Here is a 17,651-nt window from a genome sequence, read left to right as displayed (position 1 = left end):
CTCCATACTATTCGGGCTTCATTCAAGGGGCCGAACTCACCCTTTGTGTTTCGCGCATTGCGCGCGATCTCTGACGTGTCTCCTGGGCCGAGCGCCAAAAATTGCCGACCAGAAGCGATCCGATCAGCAGAAGGCCGATCACCATTCCCTGGGCGTCTCCGCCGATCTGGTTGAGCGCAAGCACGTTGCGGATGATGGCGATGAGGGCGAGCGCCAGCATGACGCCGGTGAGCTTACCCTTGCCGCCGAAGACGCTGACGCCGCCGAGCAGCACAATGGTGATGACATCGAGTTCCATACCGAGCGCATTGTTGGCGCGGGCGTTGGAGAGGCGGGCCGTATAGACGATGCCGGCAATTGCGGCGACGACGCCCGACACGACGAAAAGCCGGAACACCATCCGCTTGATGTCGATGCCGGAATAACGCGCCACTTCCGGATTGCCGCCGAGCGCGTAGATGCGCTTGCCCGTCGGTGTCTTTTGCAGGACGACGGCAAAGACCGGAGCGAGCAGCAGGAAGGGCACCACCGTCCAGGGAATTTGCGTGCCCGGCAAATTGTTGATGCCGAAGTCGACTATGGCGGGCGGCAGTATGTTGACCGATCCGGTGCCGAGCAGGATGTAGCCGATGCCCCTGTAGAGGGCCATCGTGCCAAGGGTCACAACGAGGGACTGGAGGCCGAAGGCGGTGACCAGAAAGCCGTTGAACGCGCCAAGGAGCGCGCCGAACACCAGTGTCAGCGGGATCGCGGCAAGTGTCGGGATGCCGGCCTGGACGGCAAGGCCGAAGATCACCGACGTCAGCGCCAGCACCGACGCAATCGACAGGTCGATTTCGCGCGTGATGATGAGAAGCGTCATCGGCAGGATCAGCAGCGCCTTTTCAGAGGCGCTTGCGGCCAGTTGCGAGAGATTGAAGCCCGACAGGAAGTTTGGGACGAAAATGGCCGCGTAAAGGAACGTGGCAAGGCATGCCGCCGCCAGCAGCATGTCCCAGAAGTCGATCGAGGCGAAAAATTTCCGCATCAAGGCCTCCTGCGGCCGGATTGCTGCGTACGGCGTACGATCAGTGAATCGATGCCGATTGCGACGAGAATGACGAGGCCATAGACGCCTTGCAGCCAGAGCGGATCGACGCGAACCAGTGTCAGCCCATTCTTGATGACCAGAAGGGCGAGCGAGCCGAACACGACGCCGAGCAGCGTTCCGGCGCCACCTCGGATGGCGACGCCGCCGACGACCGCTGCCGCGATCACGGTCAGTTCGAAGCCCAATGCGACACGGGCATCGATGGTGGCGTAGCGTGACGCCCAAAGCGCGCCGCACAAGCCGCCGAGCAGGCCAGCCAACGCGAAGGCGGCAAGTATGCGCCGGTCGACCGGTATGCCGATCAAGCGCGCGCCTTCCGGATTTGAGCCTGCCGCGAACAGTTCGCGTCCGAAGGCGGTGCGATAGAGGATGACGTAGCCTGCCGCGACCACGAAAATCGCGATCAATACGATCAGGGGCACGCCGAGGATGCGCTGGTTGGTCATGTCCAGCCAGGACTGGGTGACCTCGTCGGCGCTGACCTGATCGCCAGCCGCCCAAAGTGAATCGAAGCCGCGAAAGATCGACATCGAGGCAAGCGTCACGACAATTGCCGGGATGTTGCCCTTGGTGACAACCAGGCCGTTGAGGAGACCTGCCGTGAGACCGACTGCGCAGGCTGTCGAGAGCCCCACCAGAATGTCGAGGCCGGGATAGGACTGCACCATGCCTGCCGCCAGATAGGCGGACAGGCCAATGACCGAGGCGATGGACAGGTCGATGTTGCGCGTAATCAGCACCAGCATCTGCGCAAGAGCCGCGATGACCAAAAGCGACGCATCCATCGATACGGCGGTGATATTGGCGGCGCTGAAAATGCGGGGGTTGATGAACGCGACCGGGATGACGACGGCAAGCATTGCCGCCAGCAAGCCAAGCTCGCGCCGCTTCAGCGCATGGAACGGCCCCGGCTTCTGCTGGCCGTCCTGTGCAACTGTTTCCTCGACCGCCGCCGCCGCAGTTGGTTCACCGCTTTTGGTAGCGGCTTCAAGAACCTTTTCCTGGGTGGCATCCTTGCGCTCGAATTCCGCCGTCTTGTGGCCTTCGCGCAAGACGACGATGCGGTCGCACATGCCGATCAGTTCGGGCATTTCCGAAGAGATCAGGATGATGGCCATGCCTTGCCGCGCAAGCTCGGCGATCATCGTATGGACTTCGGCCTTGGTGCCGACGTCGATGCCTTGCGTTGGCTCATCGAGAATGAGGATGCGAGGTTCCGTGCGCAGCCATTTGGCCAGCGCCACCTTTTGCTGATTGCCGCCAGAGAGCTGGTTGACCGGCTGGTCATAACCCGCGAACCGCAATTTCATGCGCTTGAGCCAATCCGCAACCAGATCGGTGGCCCGCCTGGTGCTGTAGAGGCCGCTTGGCGCTGCCTTGTCCAGAACCGGAAGGACGGCGTTGTCCAGGATGGAAAAGTCCATCACCAGGCTCTGACCCATGCGGTCTTCGGATACATACGCAATGCGCGCATCCATTGCGTCGCGCGCCGAGGCGAAGTTGACCTGTTTGCCGTCGACGAGGATTTCTCCGCTGTCGGGCCTGTCGATGCCGAACAGCACGCGGGCTATTTCGGTGCGCCCGCTTCCGACAAGGCCACCGAGACCGAGAACTTCGCCGGCGCGCAAAGTGAGGTCGATGCCCGAGAATACATCGGCGCGCGAAAGCGCCTTTGTTTCCAACACGATTTCGCCCGGCTGATGGCTTCTGTCGGGATAGAGATCACTGATCTCGCGGCCAACCATCATGGCAATTGCCGCGGCGCGTGTCAGTTCGTCCTTCTTCCTGACGTCGATGAGGCGGCCGTCGCGCAGCACGGCGATGCGGTCGGCGATGCGGAAAATCTCGTCCATGCGATGCCCGACGAACATCATCGCAACACCGCGCCGCCGCAGTTCGCCGACGACGCTGAACAGGCGCTCCACCTCGCGCTGGGACAAAGCGGCGGTCGGCTCGTCCATGATGAGGACGCGCGCATCGAGCGAGAGCGCGCGCGCGATTTCCACCAATTGCTGCTCGGAAGTCCTGAGCGTGCCGAGACGGGTCTCGACAGGAACATCGAGGCCGACCAAGGCAATGACCTTGCGTGCGCCGGACAGGATTGCCGCGTGGTCGATGCCGCCGAAGCCGTCGCGTGGCATATGGCCAAGATAGATGTTCTCGGCGATCGACAGGTCAGGAAAAAGGCCCGGATGCTGGTGCATGACGGCAATGCCCGCCGTCTGCGCATCGAGCGGCGAGTGGAATACCGCCGGCTGTCCGTCGAGGACGACGCTGCCTTCCGTGGGCGTATAGACGCCGGCGAGAAGCTTTACGCAGGTGCTTTTGCCCGCTCCGTTTTCCCCGAGAAGCGCCAGTACTTCGCCAGCGCGCAGTTCGAGGCTGGCATCCTTGAGCGCGACGGTGCCTGCGAACGCCTTGGTGACGACCCTGAGCGCAAGCGGCACGGCGGCATCGCTTTCGGTGCGGTTGACGGTGGCGTGATCGTCCAGCACATATCCTCCCATGTGCTATATATTTTTTTAACTTGCTATATTAAATGAACTGATGTTGCAATGGGTAATTCGCTCCGGACGGTTCGACGGGGACAGAGCCGCATGCCCCTTGACCCCGCCGGATAATATGCGGATAGGTGATGGCGGTGGTGAGCAGGTGCGTTGAAAAGCGCCGAGGGGAGTGGCTTTTTGTCTGGTAAAGGCAGCAATTCCGTTAAGCTTCGGCACTACAACGAGCGCTTTGTACTCGATGCCATCCGACGCCTCCGGGAAGCCTCGAAGTCGGATCTGGCCCGTACCGCGAACCTGACCAATGCCGCTGTCGCGGATATCGTCGACAGCCTGGAGGCATCTGGCTTTATAAAGCAGGTTGGAAAAAGATTTGGCCAGCGGGGCTCTCCGTCCACTCTCTACCGCCTCAACGCCGAGCGTCTGTTCAGCATCGGGATCAAGATCGGCAGGCGCGCCCTTGAGGCCGTGATGATCGATTTTGTCGGCAATGTGCGCTCAAGGGAGGAACACGAATACGGCTATCCCGATCCGGCCTCGGTCCTGAAAGCCGGAAATGCGGCCTTGGCCAATTTTAAGCAGCAGGTTGAGCGCCTGGATGAGGCGACCATTGTCGGGCTTGGCATCGCTTCGCCCTATTTCCTAGGCGGCTGGAGCGAGGAGCTGGATTTTCCAAGCGACCTGGGCAGCCGGTGGGAAGCCTATGACCTGACCAATTTCTTTGACCTCGACCCGAAGACCCCGGTCTTTGTCGAAAACGATGCCTCATCGTCGGCCCATGCGGAATTGGTTTTGGGGGTCGGCTCGCGCTTCCGCGACTTCATGCACATCTCAATCGATACATTCATCGGCGGTGGCCTGGTCCAGAATGGCAAGGTGCATACGGGCCCGCATGGCAACAGCGCAGCGCTCGGTCCTTTGCCCGTGTCGCCGTCGAGCCTCGATTCCATGGCTGCCAAGCCGGCCCGCTACCAGAGCCTGCTGCACCGGGCGTCGATCTACGTGCTGGTCAATCATCTGAGGTCGCGTGGGGTCGAGATCAACCGTATCCGCGAACTCGATCCGCTGCCGCCTGCGGCGCGTGCGCCGCTGACTGAATGGATGGACGACTGCGCTGGCGCGTTGGTGGAGGCGATAATCGCGATCACCTCGGTCATCGACCTCGAGGCAATCATACTGGACAGCATCCTGCCGAGGCCGATTCATCTGGAGTTGTTGAATCAGGTCCAGACGCAGTTCAACCGGATATCTGCCTTGGGCATCGTGCCGCCGGAAATCCTGAGCGGCCAGTTCGGTTCACAAGCGTCGCCGATCGGGGCTGCGACATTGCCGATGACGGCCCTTCTGGCACCCGACAGCAGCGTTCTGATGATCGGCAAGCACGCGAGCAACCTGACCGGCAGCCTCGTCGATTTCCGCTAGGGTTTTTCGCGGTTAGATGGCGACGAGATGCCCGTTGCCGATGTCCTGCAGGGCCACCTTGTGGGGCGCGTCCCCGACCTTGTAGGTTGAACTCGGGATTTCCTTGTCGAGACGCTCGAAGCGGATGCGCCGCCTTGCCGGGTCCGGTACCGGAACGGCTTCGATCAGGCGTCTGGTGTAGGGGTGGGAAGGGTTCGAGAACACCTGATCTCGCGTGCCCATCTCCAGGATCTGGCCGAGATACATCACCGCGATCCGATCGGAGATGTTCTCGACGACTGCCATGTCATGCGAGATGAACAGATAGGCGATACCGAACTCCCGTTGCAGTTCCTTCAAAAGCTCCAGAACCCGCGCCTGAACTGAAACGTCGAGCGCGGACACGCTCTCGTCGGCAATGATCAGCTTGGGCTTCAACGCGAGTGCGCGCGCAATGCAGATGCGCTGGCGTTGCCCGCCCGAAAATTCGTGCGGATAGAGATCCATTTGGTCCGCCGACAGGCCGACGCGCTCGAACAGTGAGGCCACCTGGTCCCGACGCTCCTGGCCTGAACCGATGCCATGTATGAGCATCGGCTCGGCGACGAGGTCGCCGACCCGCATGCGTGGATCGAGGGAAGCAAATGGATCCTGGAAGATCATCTGCACGTCGCGGCGAACCGCTTTGCGCTCGGCGCTCGAGCTTCCGGGCAAGCTGCGTCCGTTGACGATGATGTCGCCGCTGAAAGGGACGAGGCCGGCTATTGCCTTGGCCGTGGTGGACTTGCCGCAACCGGACTCGCCGACAAGGGCGAGCGTCTCATTGGGGCCGATTGAAAAGCTGACCCCCTCCACGGCATGAACGCGGCGCGTGACCCCGCCAAAAAAACCGCCATGAAGGTCGAAGCGGACCTGCAAGTCGCGCACTTGCGCAATGTGTGCCGGATTGGCTGTTATCGGCGCACCGTCGGCCCGTGCTGCGCCATCACCGATGCGGGGCACTGCTGCGAGAAGCTGGCGCGTGTAGTCTGCCTTCGGAGTCGCGAATATCTCGGTTGCCTTGCCCTGTTCCACCATTCGGCCATGACGCATGATGATGACCTGGTCGGCCATTTCGGCGACGACGCCCATGTCGTGGGTGATCAGGATCAGGCTTGTGCCTCTCTCTCGCTGGAGGTCGCGCAAGAGCTCGAGCACTTCTCCTTGGACGGTTACATCAAGCGCGGTGGTCGGCTCATCGGCGATCAGGACGTCGGGTTCGAGCGCCAACGCCATCGCTATCATCACCCGTTGGCGCATGCCGCCGGACAATTCATGCGGAAACTGCTTGAGCCGACCTTCCGCCTCGGAAATGCGCACCGCCTTCAATGCCTCAATCGCACGCTGGCGCGCGTCGCTACCGGAAAGCCCGGTATGCGTTTCGATCGCCTCGACCAATTGCCTGCCGATAGAAAGCACCGGGTTGAGCGAGGTCATCGGTTCCTGAAAAATCATGGCGATGCGGTCGCCACGAACCGTCCTCATCCGACGCTCGTCCAGCGTGGCAAGGTCAAGATCGCCCAACATGATCGAACCGGCTGCAATGCGGGCGGCAGGTTCCGGCAGGAGCCGCATGATCGCCAGCGACGTCATCGATTTGCCGGACCCGGATTCGCCGGCGATGCAGAGCGTTTCGCCGCGTTGGAGTTTGAAGGAAAGGTCGGAGACGACTTCTCGTTCCCCTGTTTCGCCGCGAACGGCGACAGTCAGGCCGCTGATTTCAAGCACTGCCTCGGTAGTCGTAGATGCGGCCGGGGCAGGCGTCCCGGCCGTTGGCCTTGCCACAGCCTTGCTCATTCAAAGACGCAGCGCGGGAAGTAGAACGATACGACCCAGTTCGGCTGGTCGACGATCTCGCTGATCCTGAGGTCGCCGCAGACGGAAGCCAGCATGTAGGCATCGACGGCGTTCAGGTTGTAGCGACCGGCAAGCAGGTCGACCATTTGGGCAACGGCGGCCTTCGCCCCTTCCATCAGGTCCGGCCCAACCCCGGTCGTCACCTCATAGCCCTTGGCGTCGAGATGGCGTGTCACCGGTCCCGAGGTGGTGAAGCGCGGCGTCTTGAGATTGGTGTTCTTCACAAGGTCAAGCGTCAGCACCACGTTCATGGGACTTTCGATTGCCGTCCCGCAAACCTCGCCATCGCCCTGGGCAGCATGGGTATCGCCCACGGAAAACAGCGCGCCGGCCACTTCGACGGGCAGGTAAAGGATGGTGCCTGCCGAGAGGTCGCGAATATCGAGATTGCCACCGACACGGCGCGGCGGCACGACCGAGTGCAATCCTTTCTCGGCGGGTGCGACACCAATCGTGCCGGCAAACGGCTTTAACGGCACGCGGCCATGTTTGCCGAACAAGGCGGGTCCCATCTTGACCGCGTCATACTGCCAGATCGTGAGTGCCGGTTCGTTAAAGTCATCGGCCAAAAGGCCGAAGCCTGGAATGTTCGCCGTCCAACCAAAGCCCGACGGCTTGAACTCTTCTATGGTTATCTTGAGCGCATCGCCGGGTTCCGCGCCGTCCACGTAGATGGGGCCCGTGACCGGATTGACCTTGGCGAAATCGAGCTTGGCAATGTCGCCGACGGTGCTCTCCGGCGAGATTTGCCCGCCGGAGGAATCGAGACATTCGAAGAAGATGGTTGAGCCGGGCGCGACCTTCTCAGCCGGGACAAACGAGTTGTCCCAGCCGAAATGGTGGTTGCGTCCATGGATGGTGTAGTTGCAGTTATTGCACATCGTTCACATACACATGGTCATAGTTGACGGGAATGTGGACCGGGTCGACGTAGAGGTTGTCGGCACCACCCATGCGCGGAGACTTCATGGTGAAGCGTTGCTCGTTGAAGACGGGTGCCCACGGGGCGTCTTCCATGATCTTGACGTAGATGTCGCTCCACATCTTGTAGCGCTCGTCCGCTTTGGCCGGATCGACGATCGAGTCGGCTTCGGCAGCCTTCTTGTCGAGATCCTCATTGCAGTACCACGACCAGTTCCAGCCGCCCGGAACTGCGCCGCCGCAGCCGAGGATCGGGCCGTAGAAATTCGACGGATCGGGGAAGTCTGCAATCCACGCCATGCCGCCCGACCAGATCATCGGCGCGCCTTCCTTCTCACCGCCGGCGGCAATCACGTTTGCCTGAGCCAGCGCCTGGATGTTGGCCTTGATGCCGATGGCTGCGAGATCCTGCTGGATGCCTTGCGCGATACGTGGGTTCGGGTCGGTGTTCATGACATAAAGATCGGTCTCGAACCCGTCGGCATGGCCTGCTTCTGCAAGCAGTTCCTTTGCCTTGGCCGCATCGTAAGGATAGCCCTTGTAGTCCTTGGCATAGCCCGGCATCGACGGCGGCAGCGGCTGGTTGGCCGGCACGGCGCGGTTGTTGATCAACTGCACGATGCGGTCCTTGTTGATCGCCATGTTGACGGCCTGGCGCACCTTGACGTTGTCGAACGGCGGGATGTTGACGTTCATCGTGACGTAGCCGGTGTGAAGCTGACCGCCCTCGACGACGCGTGCCTTTTGAGCTGGATCGCTCATCACTTCCTGGAACTTGGCCGGCGGGATGCCGTCGCCGGGGACGTCGATCTCACCCTTTTGCAGGCGCAACAGCGCCACGATGGGCTCCTGGCCGATCTCGAAGGTGATTTTATTGAGGTAAGGCAAGCCCGTGTTCCAGTAATCAGCGTTCTTTTCGAACACGACGCGTTGGCCGAGCGTCCATTCCGCCAGTTTGAACGCACCGGTGCCAACCGGGTGCTTGCCGAAATCGGCGCCGTATTTCTCGACTTCTTCCTTGGGCACCACATGCGAGAAGTTGATCGCCATGACGTGCAGGAAGGTCGCGTCAGGACGCGTCAACTCGAACTTCACGGTCAAAGGATCGACGACGGTGATGCCGGAGAGCCCGTCCGCCTTGCCAGCGGCGGCCTCTTCATAACCTTTGATCGAACCGAAGAAGCCTTGGCCGGGGCTCTGCGTCGCCGGGTTCACCACGCGCTCGATCGAATACTTCACGTCCTCTGCCGTCATCTCGCGGCCGTTGTGGAACTTGACGCCCTTGCGCAGCTTGAAGGTGAAGGTCTGGCCGTCCGGCGAGATTTCGTAGCTCTCGGCCAGATCGGGACGCAAGGTCGTGGTGCCGGCTTCATAGTCCATCAGGCCGTCGAAAAGGCTCTTGATCATCGACCAGTTCTGCCAATCGTAGCCGATGGCCGGATCGAGCGTGGCCACGTCGTCCTTGTAGGTGATGACGATCTCGCCGCCCGGCTTCGCGTTCGGATCGAGTTGTTCGGCCTGGACGTTGGTCGAGGCCATGCCGATCATCAGCGCAAGCGCCGATACCGCAACTGTGGTTGTCAAAAAGCGTTTCATCGCGTTTTTCCTTTCCCTCTGGTTATCTGAGTTTGATGCGTGGATCGATGAATGGGGCGACGATGTCGGCCAGCAGATTGCCGAGCACGATTGCGAAGGCGGACACCAGCGTGACGCCCATGATGATCGGAATGTCGACGCGCTGGATGGCTTGCCAGACGAGCTGGCCAATGCCCGGCCAGCCGAACACGCTTTCCACCACGACGATGCCTCCCATCAATATGCCGACATCGATGCCGATCATGGCGACGATCGGCAGGATCGCGTTCGGCAGCGCGTGGCGGATCAGCACTGTGGCACGCGCCAGGCCTTTCGCTCGCGCAGTGCGGATATAGTCCTGGCGCAACACGTCGATCATCGAAGACCGCATCATGCGCGCGTACCAGCCGGCGCCAAGAATGCCGACCGTCAGCGAAGGCAGGATCAGGTGCGAGAAGGTGCCGTAGCCGCCGATCGGGAACCAGTTCAGCCGCACCGCGAAGACATAAAGAAGCAACAACCCGACGACGAATTGCGGGGCTGAAACGCCGACAAAGGATGCCACCATCAGCGATTGGTCGGTTGCCGACCCACGCCGCACCGCTGCGAGAAGACCCATGGTCAGGCCGATCAGCAATTCGCAGACGATGGCTCCGACCATCAGGAGAAGTGTTGCAGGCAGGCGCGCCACGATGAGTTCAGACACTTCCGAGCGCTGGATGTAGGAACGGCCGAGATCCCCCTGCACGAGGTTCCACAAATAGCGCCCATATTGAACCAGGAAGGGCTGGTCGAGGCCGAGCTGGCGGCGGATGTTCTCGACCGTGGCAGGTGTTGCGCTACGGCCCGCGATCTGGCGCACCGGGTCAGCCGGCAAAAGGTAAAGCAGCGCAAAGGTGATGATGGATATGCCGAGCAGGATGAGCAGCGACTGGAACAAGCGACGGCAGAGATAGGCAATCATGTCCGCCCCCGCTGCGTCGGATCGAGAATATCGCGAAGTGCGTCGCCGATCAGGTTGAAGGCTAGCGCAAGGGCGAGGATTGCCGCGCCGGGAAAGAAGACGAGCCAGGGCGCCGCCTGGAAATAGGTCTGGTTCTCGAAGATTATGTTGCCCCAGGACGGCGTTGGCGGCTGCACGCCTATGCCCAGATAAGACAACGTGGCTTCGAGCAGGACGGTCGTCGAAATGCCGAGCGTGCCCCACACAATGATTGTGGGCACCAGATGCGGAAGGATATGCCGGAACAGGATGCGGGCGCTGCTGGCACCGATAGTGCGCTCGGCATCGATGAATTCGCGCTCTGCAAGCGAGCTCGTCTGCGTGTAGGTCACGCGCGCAGTCTGCACCCAGTTCACCAGCGCGATGACGAGGGCCACGATCCACAGGCTTGGCTGGAACACAGCGGCGAGGCAGATGGCTAGCAGGAGTGCGGGAAAGGCCATCATCAGGTCGGTGAAGCGCATCAGTATGCTGCCCACCCAGCCGCGAAAGTAGCCGGCCGTCACGCCGACAAGCGTCCCAATGATCAGGGCAATGCCGTTGGCGACGATGCCGATGATGAGTGAAGTGCGCGCGCCGTAGAGAATTCGCGTCAGCAGGTCGCGCCCGAGCAGGTCGGTTCCCAACCAGAATGTGGCATTTGGCGGCAGCGGCTCGCCTGTGAGCGTCAGGCCGTCGAACATCTGCTGATCGGGGTCGAAGTTTGTCAGCCACGGCGCCAGGATCGCGCCGAGCACTACGACCGCTACGATGGCGAGGCCGATGAGGGCCAAGGGGCGTCGCGCGAGTTTCTGCAGGACCCCTTGCCGCGGTTTTGCTGAAAAAGAGGGTTTTGCCGGCAGATCAGGCGCGGCGGGAATGCTCATCGTCGCCCTCCTTTTCCGCCATTGCCACAATGCGGCGCGCCGCTTCCTCCAGATTAACCTGCCAACTCATCGCCAGCGAACGCAGTTGCGCATAGCCGCGCTCATGATCAGCGCCCGCAGCCAGCGCCGCCACGGCGCGCACGATGGTCTGGCGTTCGGCAACCCGCGCCTGCAACGAAGCGATTTCACTGGCCAGATGCTTTCGGGCTTCGAAGCTCTGCCGGGCGATCAGAAGCGAGGTGTAGACCCCTGAATTGCCAACCGGCTTCATCAGGTGCGCATCCGCCTTATGGGAAAACAACGCCCATTCGATGCGGCCGGGCGCTTCCGACCCGATCAACGCCACAATGGGCATGGGCGCTTCGCCGGGCTTCCACGGAAACTGTTCGTCGAAACCCAGATCGACATCGAAGAACACGAAATCCGCCGAGAGTGCTGCTGCCGGCAATTCCGGCCAGCAATCGGTGACATTTAAGCCGATTGCCGAAAGTTGGCGGGTAATTGTTTGCAGCATTGGGTGCGGGCGATGCAGCACAAAAGCCGACGCACCGCCAAGGTTCGGAATCCTCGCCCTGGTCATCATGGCACCGCCTTGAGCCGTGGCCGGCCGAAAACGACGTTGCGGTCGTAACGTGACAGATAGGGGTCAGGTGCAACCGCCTCTTGCCGGCTGATCTGGCGAAAGCCGCTTCCATCGATCTGGCCGATCACCACCGGCATTGTTGCGTGTTGGGTCTGGGGATCGATTTCGGTCTGGCCAAACGGGGTCGTAAATTTCCTGCCGGAGAATGCGGCGGGCAAATCCGCCCAGCCGGTTTCGGGATTGCGAGAAAGAATGTCGGCAAGGATGCGGACGCTGGCATAGGCCGACGCCTCGAACGATGAGATATGCGTTCTTGTCGAGACGGGCTTGCCTGCATCGTGGAAATAGGGGCCGGCGGATAGGTGGCCTTGGCCCGCAGCGCCGATGGCCGGCAACTCGCATTCGGTAAGATTGCAGGATATGACCGGGCATCGCTGCGGCAGGAAATGGGAATCCTCGGTTCCAAGCGCGGCATAGGCGGCGAGGAACGCATAGGAAGAGGGTCCGATCAGGTTATTCAGAACGAAGTCGGGACGAGTGGCGCGTATCTCCTCGATGAGACGCGAAACGTCGCTCTCGCCGAGCGGCAGATAGCGCTCGCCGCGAACCTCGCCTCCCGCGTCGGCGATCAAGTCGCGTGCAACGCGATTGGTTTCCCAGCCCCAGATATAGTTGGATCCCAACAGGAACCCATTCGGGCCGAAGCGGGGCACGACATAGCCGAACAGCGGTACGAGCTGCTGGTTCGGGCAGGAGTGCATGTAGACGACGTGATCGTTCGTCTCGAACCCCTCATAGGGACAGGCATACCAAAGCGTGCCGCCAGCCTTTTCCAGTACGGGGATGACCTCCTTTCGGCTCAGCGAGGTCACGCAACCGATGACGTGGCGTGCCGAGCTTTCACGCAGGATTTCGGCGCAACCCGTCGCATAGCGATCGGCATTGCCTTCCGGATCACGCTCGACCGCGACAAACTCGACCGGGTTTTCCCGGTCCGCGTTGACGTCGTCTATTGCGGAAAGCGCACCGGTGCGGCAGGCATCCGACACCAGCCGGTAGTTGCCGGAGCGCGAATAGAGGATGCCGATTTCAACGCGCCGTTTCAAAAAATACTCCAAAATGACAATGCCCCGCAGCCAGCGCAGTAGGCGAGGCATACGGGGCATTATTGCCGTCCGGCATCCAAGGCCGGTATTTGAACCTCAGCCTAGCCGACGAGGTAACTCAGTCAAGCGGGCCTGCATTGAATTTTGCTCAACAAGTTGAGAGCTCGTCATCGAAACGCTTATCGCAAATTGTCTGCCTTTTGCTGCTGCACGCGTCCGGTCGTCCAGCCTCCTTTGCTCATGCCTCGACCCGCACAATATGTCCTGACCCAACGTCACGATAGTTCTGGGTTGGCGGCACGTAGCCGACGGGACGCACCGGGCTCTTCAGTTCGTCCACGGCAAGATTGCGCTTGATCCCACGCCGCGCCGGATCGGGGACGGGAACCGCAGCCATCAGCTTTCTGGTATAGGAATGTTGCGGATTGCCGAATACCAATTCCCGTGGTCCGATCTCCACGATCTCGCCCAGATACATGACCGCGACGCGATGGCTGACGCGCTCGACGACGGCCATGTCGTGGGAAATGAACAGGAATGCCAGTTGCAGGTTCTGTTGCAGGTCCATCAGCAAATTGCAGACCTGTGCCTTGATCGATACGTCGAGCGCCGACACGCTCTCGTCGGCGACGATGACTTTCGGGTCGAGCGCCAATGCCCTTGCGATGCAGATGCGCTGGCGTTGGCCGCCTGAAAATTCATGCGGGTAGCGCGTCATCATGTCGGCATTCAAGCCGACGCGTTCGAGCAGGTCCGCAGCTTTTTGACGGGCCTGTGCCGGCGTTCCAATTGCATGTTCGACAATCGGTTCGGCAATTGTCGCGCCGATCGTCATGCGTGGATTGAGACTGGCGAACGGGTCCTGGAAAATCATCTGGATACCACGCCGCATTTCGCGAAGCTCGGATGTGCCCAGATGGAGAACATCGCGGCCGTCGAGATCCACCTTGCCTGCGTTCGGTTCGACCAGGCGCGTTATGGAGCGGCCCGTCGTCGACTTGCCGCATCCTGATTCCCCGACCAGTGCCAGCGTCTCCCCCTGGAAAAGATCGAAGGAGACGTTTTCCACGGCATGAACCGCACCAATCTTGCGACCGAACAATCCGCCAAGGATATCGAAGCGCGTGGTGAGGTTCTCGACTTTCAGGATCGGCTTTGTGCGGCTGTCGACGGTCTCGGCAACTTCAACTGGTTCGCTACGCGCTCCGGTCACGGGATCGACCATAGGAAATCGCAAAGGCCATTTGTGTCCCTTCATTGAGCCGAGGCGAGGCACGGCCGATAGCAGCGCCCTCGTATAGGGGTGCTTGCCTTTGTGGAATATGTCATCGGTCGTTCCGGTCTCGATCGCTTCGCCCTTCAACATCACGATCGTGCGGTCGGCGATTTCCGCCACCACGCCCATGTCATGGGTGATAAACAGAACCGACATCGCCTCTTCTTCCTGCAGCAGCTTTATCAGGTCGAGGATTTGCCCCTGGATTGTAACGTCGAGCGCGGTCGTCGGTTCGTCGGCTATGAGTAGTTTAGGCCTGCTGGCGAGCGCCATGGCGATCATGACGCGCTGGCGCATGCCGCCCGAGAACTGGTGCGGATAGTCGTCGAAGCGTGAGGCCGCGTTCGGAATGCGAACCTTTTCCAGCAGGCGAATGGTTTCGGCTCGGGCTTCTGTCTTGTTGATATCGCCGTGACATGTCAACGCTTCTGAAATCTGTCGCCCGATCGTGAAAATCGGGTTGAGGCTGGTCATCGGCTCCTGAAAAATCATCGCAGCATCATTGCCGCGCACCTGCTGCATCTCGTTCTCGGCGAGCGAAAGCACGTTCTTGCCGTTGAGCATAATGCGCCCTTCGATCCGGCTGGACCCTTTGGCCAACAGGCGCATGATCGATAGAGACGTAACGCTTTTGCCCGAGCCGCTTTCACCGACGATGGCAACAGTTTCTCCAGGCTCAACATGGAAAGAGACGTTCCTCACCACCGGTTTCCATATGCCATCGGTGAGAAAGGATGTGGTCAGGTTGGACACGGAGAGCACTGGCGTTCTGTCGGCTGAGGCGGGCTTGGAAAGCAGCGGGTCTACCGAGTTTTTCATGGCGTATCCTTCCGGACTGATTTCTTTGCCATGGTGTGCGCCTCGCTCAAGTTGCGGCCGTGGTGGCGAGCGAGACCGATTTGCGACCAGTCGCAATCCGCTCCGCCTCAAGCGCCGCGATCTTCTGGTCGATTTCGCGCCTGTCGATCATGCCGGACGGGTTTTGGCGGGTCGCCATGGTCTCGGCCACGTAGAGATAGCGTTCCTGCGCCACGGCGTAGAGACGCCGCAGTTCCGCCAGGGGATCGCTATGATCGTCGGCGCGCAGGCTTATCCAGGCGTAGTCCTGATCCCGGTAGATGACCAAAGCCGCGGATTGCTTGCCGCGCTTGTCGCCGCCAACGTCCTCGCCGGCCTGCATGGCTTCGAGGAGACGTTCTGCGAGCGATTTTGCGGCAGTCTTGCGAAAGGTTTCGAGCGTGGCCTGCAGCACCTGTGGACCCGCGAGCATGTTACCGGCAAGCGAAACATTGTCGTCAACAATATGCCCGGCCCAGTCGATACATTTGGACCCGGTATAAGCGGCATTGCGCCCCTGTCCGTCGACAAGGTGGAACTGCCGCTGGTCGCGGCCTGCATCCCGTTGAGCCAGTTCAGCGACAATATCAAGCGGAGCTTTTCCCTCCGCCAGCAACACCAGCCCGTCGACACCGTTAAGCGGGTTGACGAACGCCTGCGTCGCTACCGCGCCGATGTTGCCGCGAATGTGCGGCACCACCCCGCCAACGGCAAAAAATCTACTGGCGACGGCAATTCCGAGATGGCCGGTCTCGGGGTCTCTTGCGACGATTGACCAGGTCACGACTACCTCCCTACAGCATACGCCTGCATCAGGCGCGGCGTTGCAGCTGCACGCAACAACCCGTCTGCATCGCGCTTCGCAGCCGTAAGGCGTCCGACGGTCCATTCATCGGCAACGGTCAGGCGATGCCCCTTTCTGCTCAGTTCGTCGAGGACGCCCTTACCGAAAGAAGCCTCGGCGATCAGGCTGCCCGGTTCGCGCGTGCGTGGATAGAACGAGGCTGGGAAATGGGCCGTGTGGAACAGGGGTTGGTCTATTGCCGCCTGCAGGTTCAGCCCATGATGGACATGGCGCAGGAAGAACGAAAGCTGCCACTGTTCCTGTTGGTCGCCGCCGGGCGTACCGAACGACAGGGTCGGGCGGCCATCATAAAGAGCGATGGATGGCGTAAGCGTGGTGCGCGGTCGCTTGCCGGGAACGAGTGAGGTCGGCAGACCGGGTTTGAGCCAGAACATCTGGGCGCGTGTATTCAGGCAGAAGCCGAGCCCGGGAACGGTTGGCGAAGATTGCAACCATCCGCCGGAGGGTGTCACCGAAACCATGTTGCCTTCGCGGTCGATGACATCGATATGGACGGTATCGCCGCGCTTTTCGGACAGGTGCGCCATGGTAGGCTCATAAACTGCGCCCGTTCGTGAATCCTCGCCCAACATGGCCATTGTCAGGTCGAACTGGTTTTCAAAACCCGGCACCAGACCTGGTCGAAGTTCTAGTGACGATTGCGAAGTGATGAGCTTGCGACGCGCGGCGGCATAAGTATCCGACAACAGATGGGCCACCGGAACATCCGAGAATTTCGGATCGCCGTAGTAGACGTCGCGGTCCGCGAAGGCGAGTTTCATCGCCTCGGTGACGACATGGACGAAGTCGGCCCCGACAGGGTCCATTCCCGCGATGTCAATGTCCTTGAGGATCGACAGCATCTGCAAAAGGACCGGGCCCTGGCCCCAAGGCCCCGTCTTGGCCACGGTCCAGCCGTGGTAGTCGTAGGTGAGGGGCGCTTCGATCGTAGCCGACCACCCTGCCATGTCATCCGCGCTCAGCGCGCCCTTATGGCGGCTGCCGCTCGCGTCCATCACCTCGGCGGTCGCGAAGTAGTTGCCGATCGCCTCCGCCACGAAGCCCCGGTAGAAGGCGTCGCGTGCGGCTTCGACCTGTTCTTCGCGCCCTCTTTTTGCCTCCGCCTCTACGACGATGCGCTTCCATGTGGCGGCAAGGTCAGGGTTGGTCACATTCGAATGCGGAGTTGGCGCCGAACCGCCTGGCAACCATGTGCGGGCGGAGGTCGGCCACTCGGACTTGAAGAAATCGACCAGCCCCTCGATTGTCGCGGCCACGCGCGGCAGCACCGGATGTCCGCGCTCGGCATAGTAGATTGCCGGCTCCAGAACATCGCGCACGCTCATGGAGCCGTAGTCGCGCAGCATCAGCATCCAGCCGTCGAACGATCCCGGGATGACTGTCGCAAGCAAGCCGTCGCCGGGGATCATTTTCAGCCCCTCGGAGGTATAGCGCTCGATGGTAGCTCCGGTAGGAGCGGGCCCTTGTGCGCAGATGACTTCAACCTTGTCGTTCTTCTTCGAATAGAGCACGGCTGGCATGTCGCCGCCCGGCCCGACGAGATGTGGTTCCACGACCTGCAGAACGAACCCCATTGCCACGGCGGCATCGAAAGCGTTGCCACCCTTCTCGAGAATACTCATGCCGACCGCCGAAGCGATCCAGTGAGTGGAAGCGACGACGCCGAAGGTTCCCAGGATTTCGGGACGGGTCGTAAATGAGTTCATCGTGTAATGTCCTTTTGGCAAA

At 61.0% G+C, this 17,651-nt stretch carries 13 protein-coding genes; 1 reads left to right on the top strand and 12 read right to left on the bottom strand.

From position 1 onward, the window contains the following. Positions 1–22: 22 nt before the first annotated feature. Positions 23–1,027 (bottom strand): ABC transporter permease, encoded by a 1,005-nt coding sequence (locus ACODTY_RS08860; RefSeq protein WP_488993918.1) that lies wholly within the window; start codon positions 1,025–1,027, stop codon positions 23–25. Continuing rightward, entirely contained in the window at positions 1,027–3,585 is a 2,559-nt protein-coding gene (locus ACODTY_RS08855) for an ATP-binding cassette domain-containing protein (protein WP_488993917.1), read from the bottom strand. Before ACODTY_RS08855 ends, ACODTY_RS08860 begins: the two co-directional genes overlap by 1 nt. A 189-nt stretch (positions 3,586–3,774) precedes the next feature. Here ACODTY_RS08855 and ACODTY_RS08850 point away from each other — a divergent pair, with 189 nt between their 5' ends. Next, positions 3,775–5,016 (top strand): ROK family transcriptional regulator, encoded by a 1,242-nt coding sequence (locus ACODTY_RS08850; protein WP_488993916.1) that lies wholly within the window; start codon positions 3,775–3,777, stop codon positions 5,014–5,016. Between the two features lie 12 nt (positions 5,017–5,028). Here ACODTY_RS08850 and ACODTY_RS08845 read toward each other — a convergent pair whose 3' ends face one another. The 10 genes from ACODTY_RS08845 to ACODTY_RS08800 all read right to left on the bottom strand — a co-directional run bounded on the left by ACODTY_RS08845 (position 5,029) and on the right by ACODTY_RS08800 (position 17,629). Further along, positions 5,029–6,831, bottom strand: coding sequence for an ABC transporter ATP-binding protein (locus tag ACODTY_RS08845; protein ID WP_488993915.1), 1,803 nt, complete (start codon positions 6,829–6,831; stop codon positions 5,029–5,031). Beyond that, the gene (locus tag ACODTY_RS08840) at positions 6,828–7,772 is read right to left on the bottom strand and encodes an acetamidase/formamidase family protein (protein WP_488993914.1); all 945 of its coding nucleotides are present in this window, start codon (positions 7,770–7,772) and stop codon (positions 6,828–6,830) included. The genes ACODTY_RS08845 and ACODTY_RS08840 overlap by 4 nt, the downstream gene beginning before the upstream one ends. Further along, the gene (locus ACODTY_RS08835; RefSeq protein WP_488993999.1) at positions 7,762–9,360 is read right to left on the bottom strand and encodes an ABC transporter substrate-binding protein; all 1,599 of its coding nucleotides are present in this window, start codon (positions 9,358–9,360) and stop codon (positions 7,762–7,764) included. The genes ACODTY_RS08840 and ACODTY_RS08835 overlap by 11 nt, the downstream gene beginning before the upstream one ends. A 70-nt stretch (positions 9,361–9,430) precedes the next feature. After that, the gene (locus ACODTY_RS08830; protein ID WP_488993913.1) at positions 9,431–10,351 is read right to left on the bottom strand and encodes an ABC transporter permease; all 921 of its coding nucleotides are present in this window, start codon (positions 10,349–10,351) and stop codon (positions 9,431–9,433) included. After that, positions 10,348–11,256 (bottom strand): ABC transporter permease, encoded by a 909-nt coding sequence (locus tag ACODTY_RS08825; protein WP_488993912.1) that lies wholly within the window; start codon positions 11,254–11,256, stop codon positions 10,348–10,350. The genes ACODTY_RS08830 and ACODTY_RS08825 overlap by 4 nt, the downstream gene beginning before the upstream one ends. Further along, positions 11,234–11,839, bottom strand: a complete 606-nt coding sequence (locus tag ACODTY_RS08820; RefSeq protein WP_488993911.1) for an ANTAR domain-containing response regulator — start codon at positions 11,837–11,839, stop codon at positions 11,234–11,236. Before ACODTY_RS08820 ends, ACODTY_RS08825 begins: the two co-directional genes overlap by 23 nt. After that, complete coding sequence (locus ACODTY_RS08815) at positions 11,836–12,945, bottom strand: transporter substrate-binding protein (protein ID WP_488993910.1); 1,110 nt, start codon at positions 12,943–12,945, stop codon at positions 11,836–11,838. The genes ACODTY_RS08820 and ACODTY_RS08815 overlap by 4 nt, the downstream gene beginning before the upstream one ends. Positions 12,946–13,183: 238 nt before the next feature. Beyond that, positions 13,184–15,040: an ABC transporter ATP-binding protein gene (locus ACODTY_RS08810; RefSeq protein WP_488993909.1), complete on the bottom strand. Its 1,857-nt coding sequence runs from the start codon at positions 15,038–15,040 to the stop codon at positions 13,184–13,186. A 46-nt stretch (positions 15,041–15,086) separates the two neighbouring features. Next, complete coding sequence (locus tag ACODTY_RS08805) at positions 15,087–15,842, bottom strand: DUF1028 domain-containing protein (protein ID WP_488993908.1); 756 nt, start codon at positions 15,840–15,842, stop codon at positions 15,087–15,089. A 2-nt stretch (positions 15,843–15,844) separates the two neighbouring features. Then, on the bottom strand, positions 15,845–17,629 hold the full coding sequence (locus ACODTY_RS08800; protein WP_488993907.1) for a gamma-glutamyltransferase family protein: 1,785 nt from the start codon (positions 17,627–17,629) through the stop codon (positions 15,845–15,847). Positions 17,630–17,651 lie beyond the last annotated feature (22 nt).

The organism is Mesorhizobium sp. FG116 (assembly GCF_057809835.1).
This window is presented reverse-complemented; position numbering and strand designations above follow the sequence as displayed.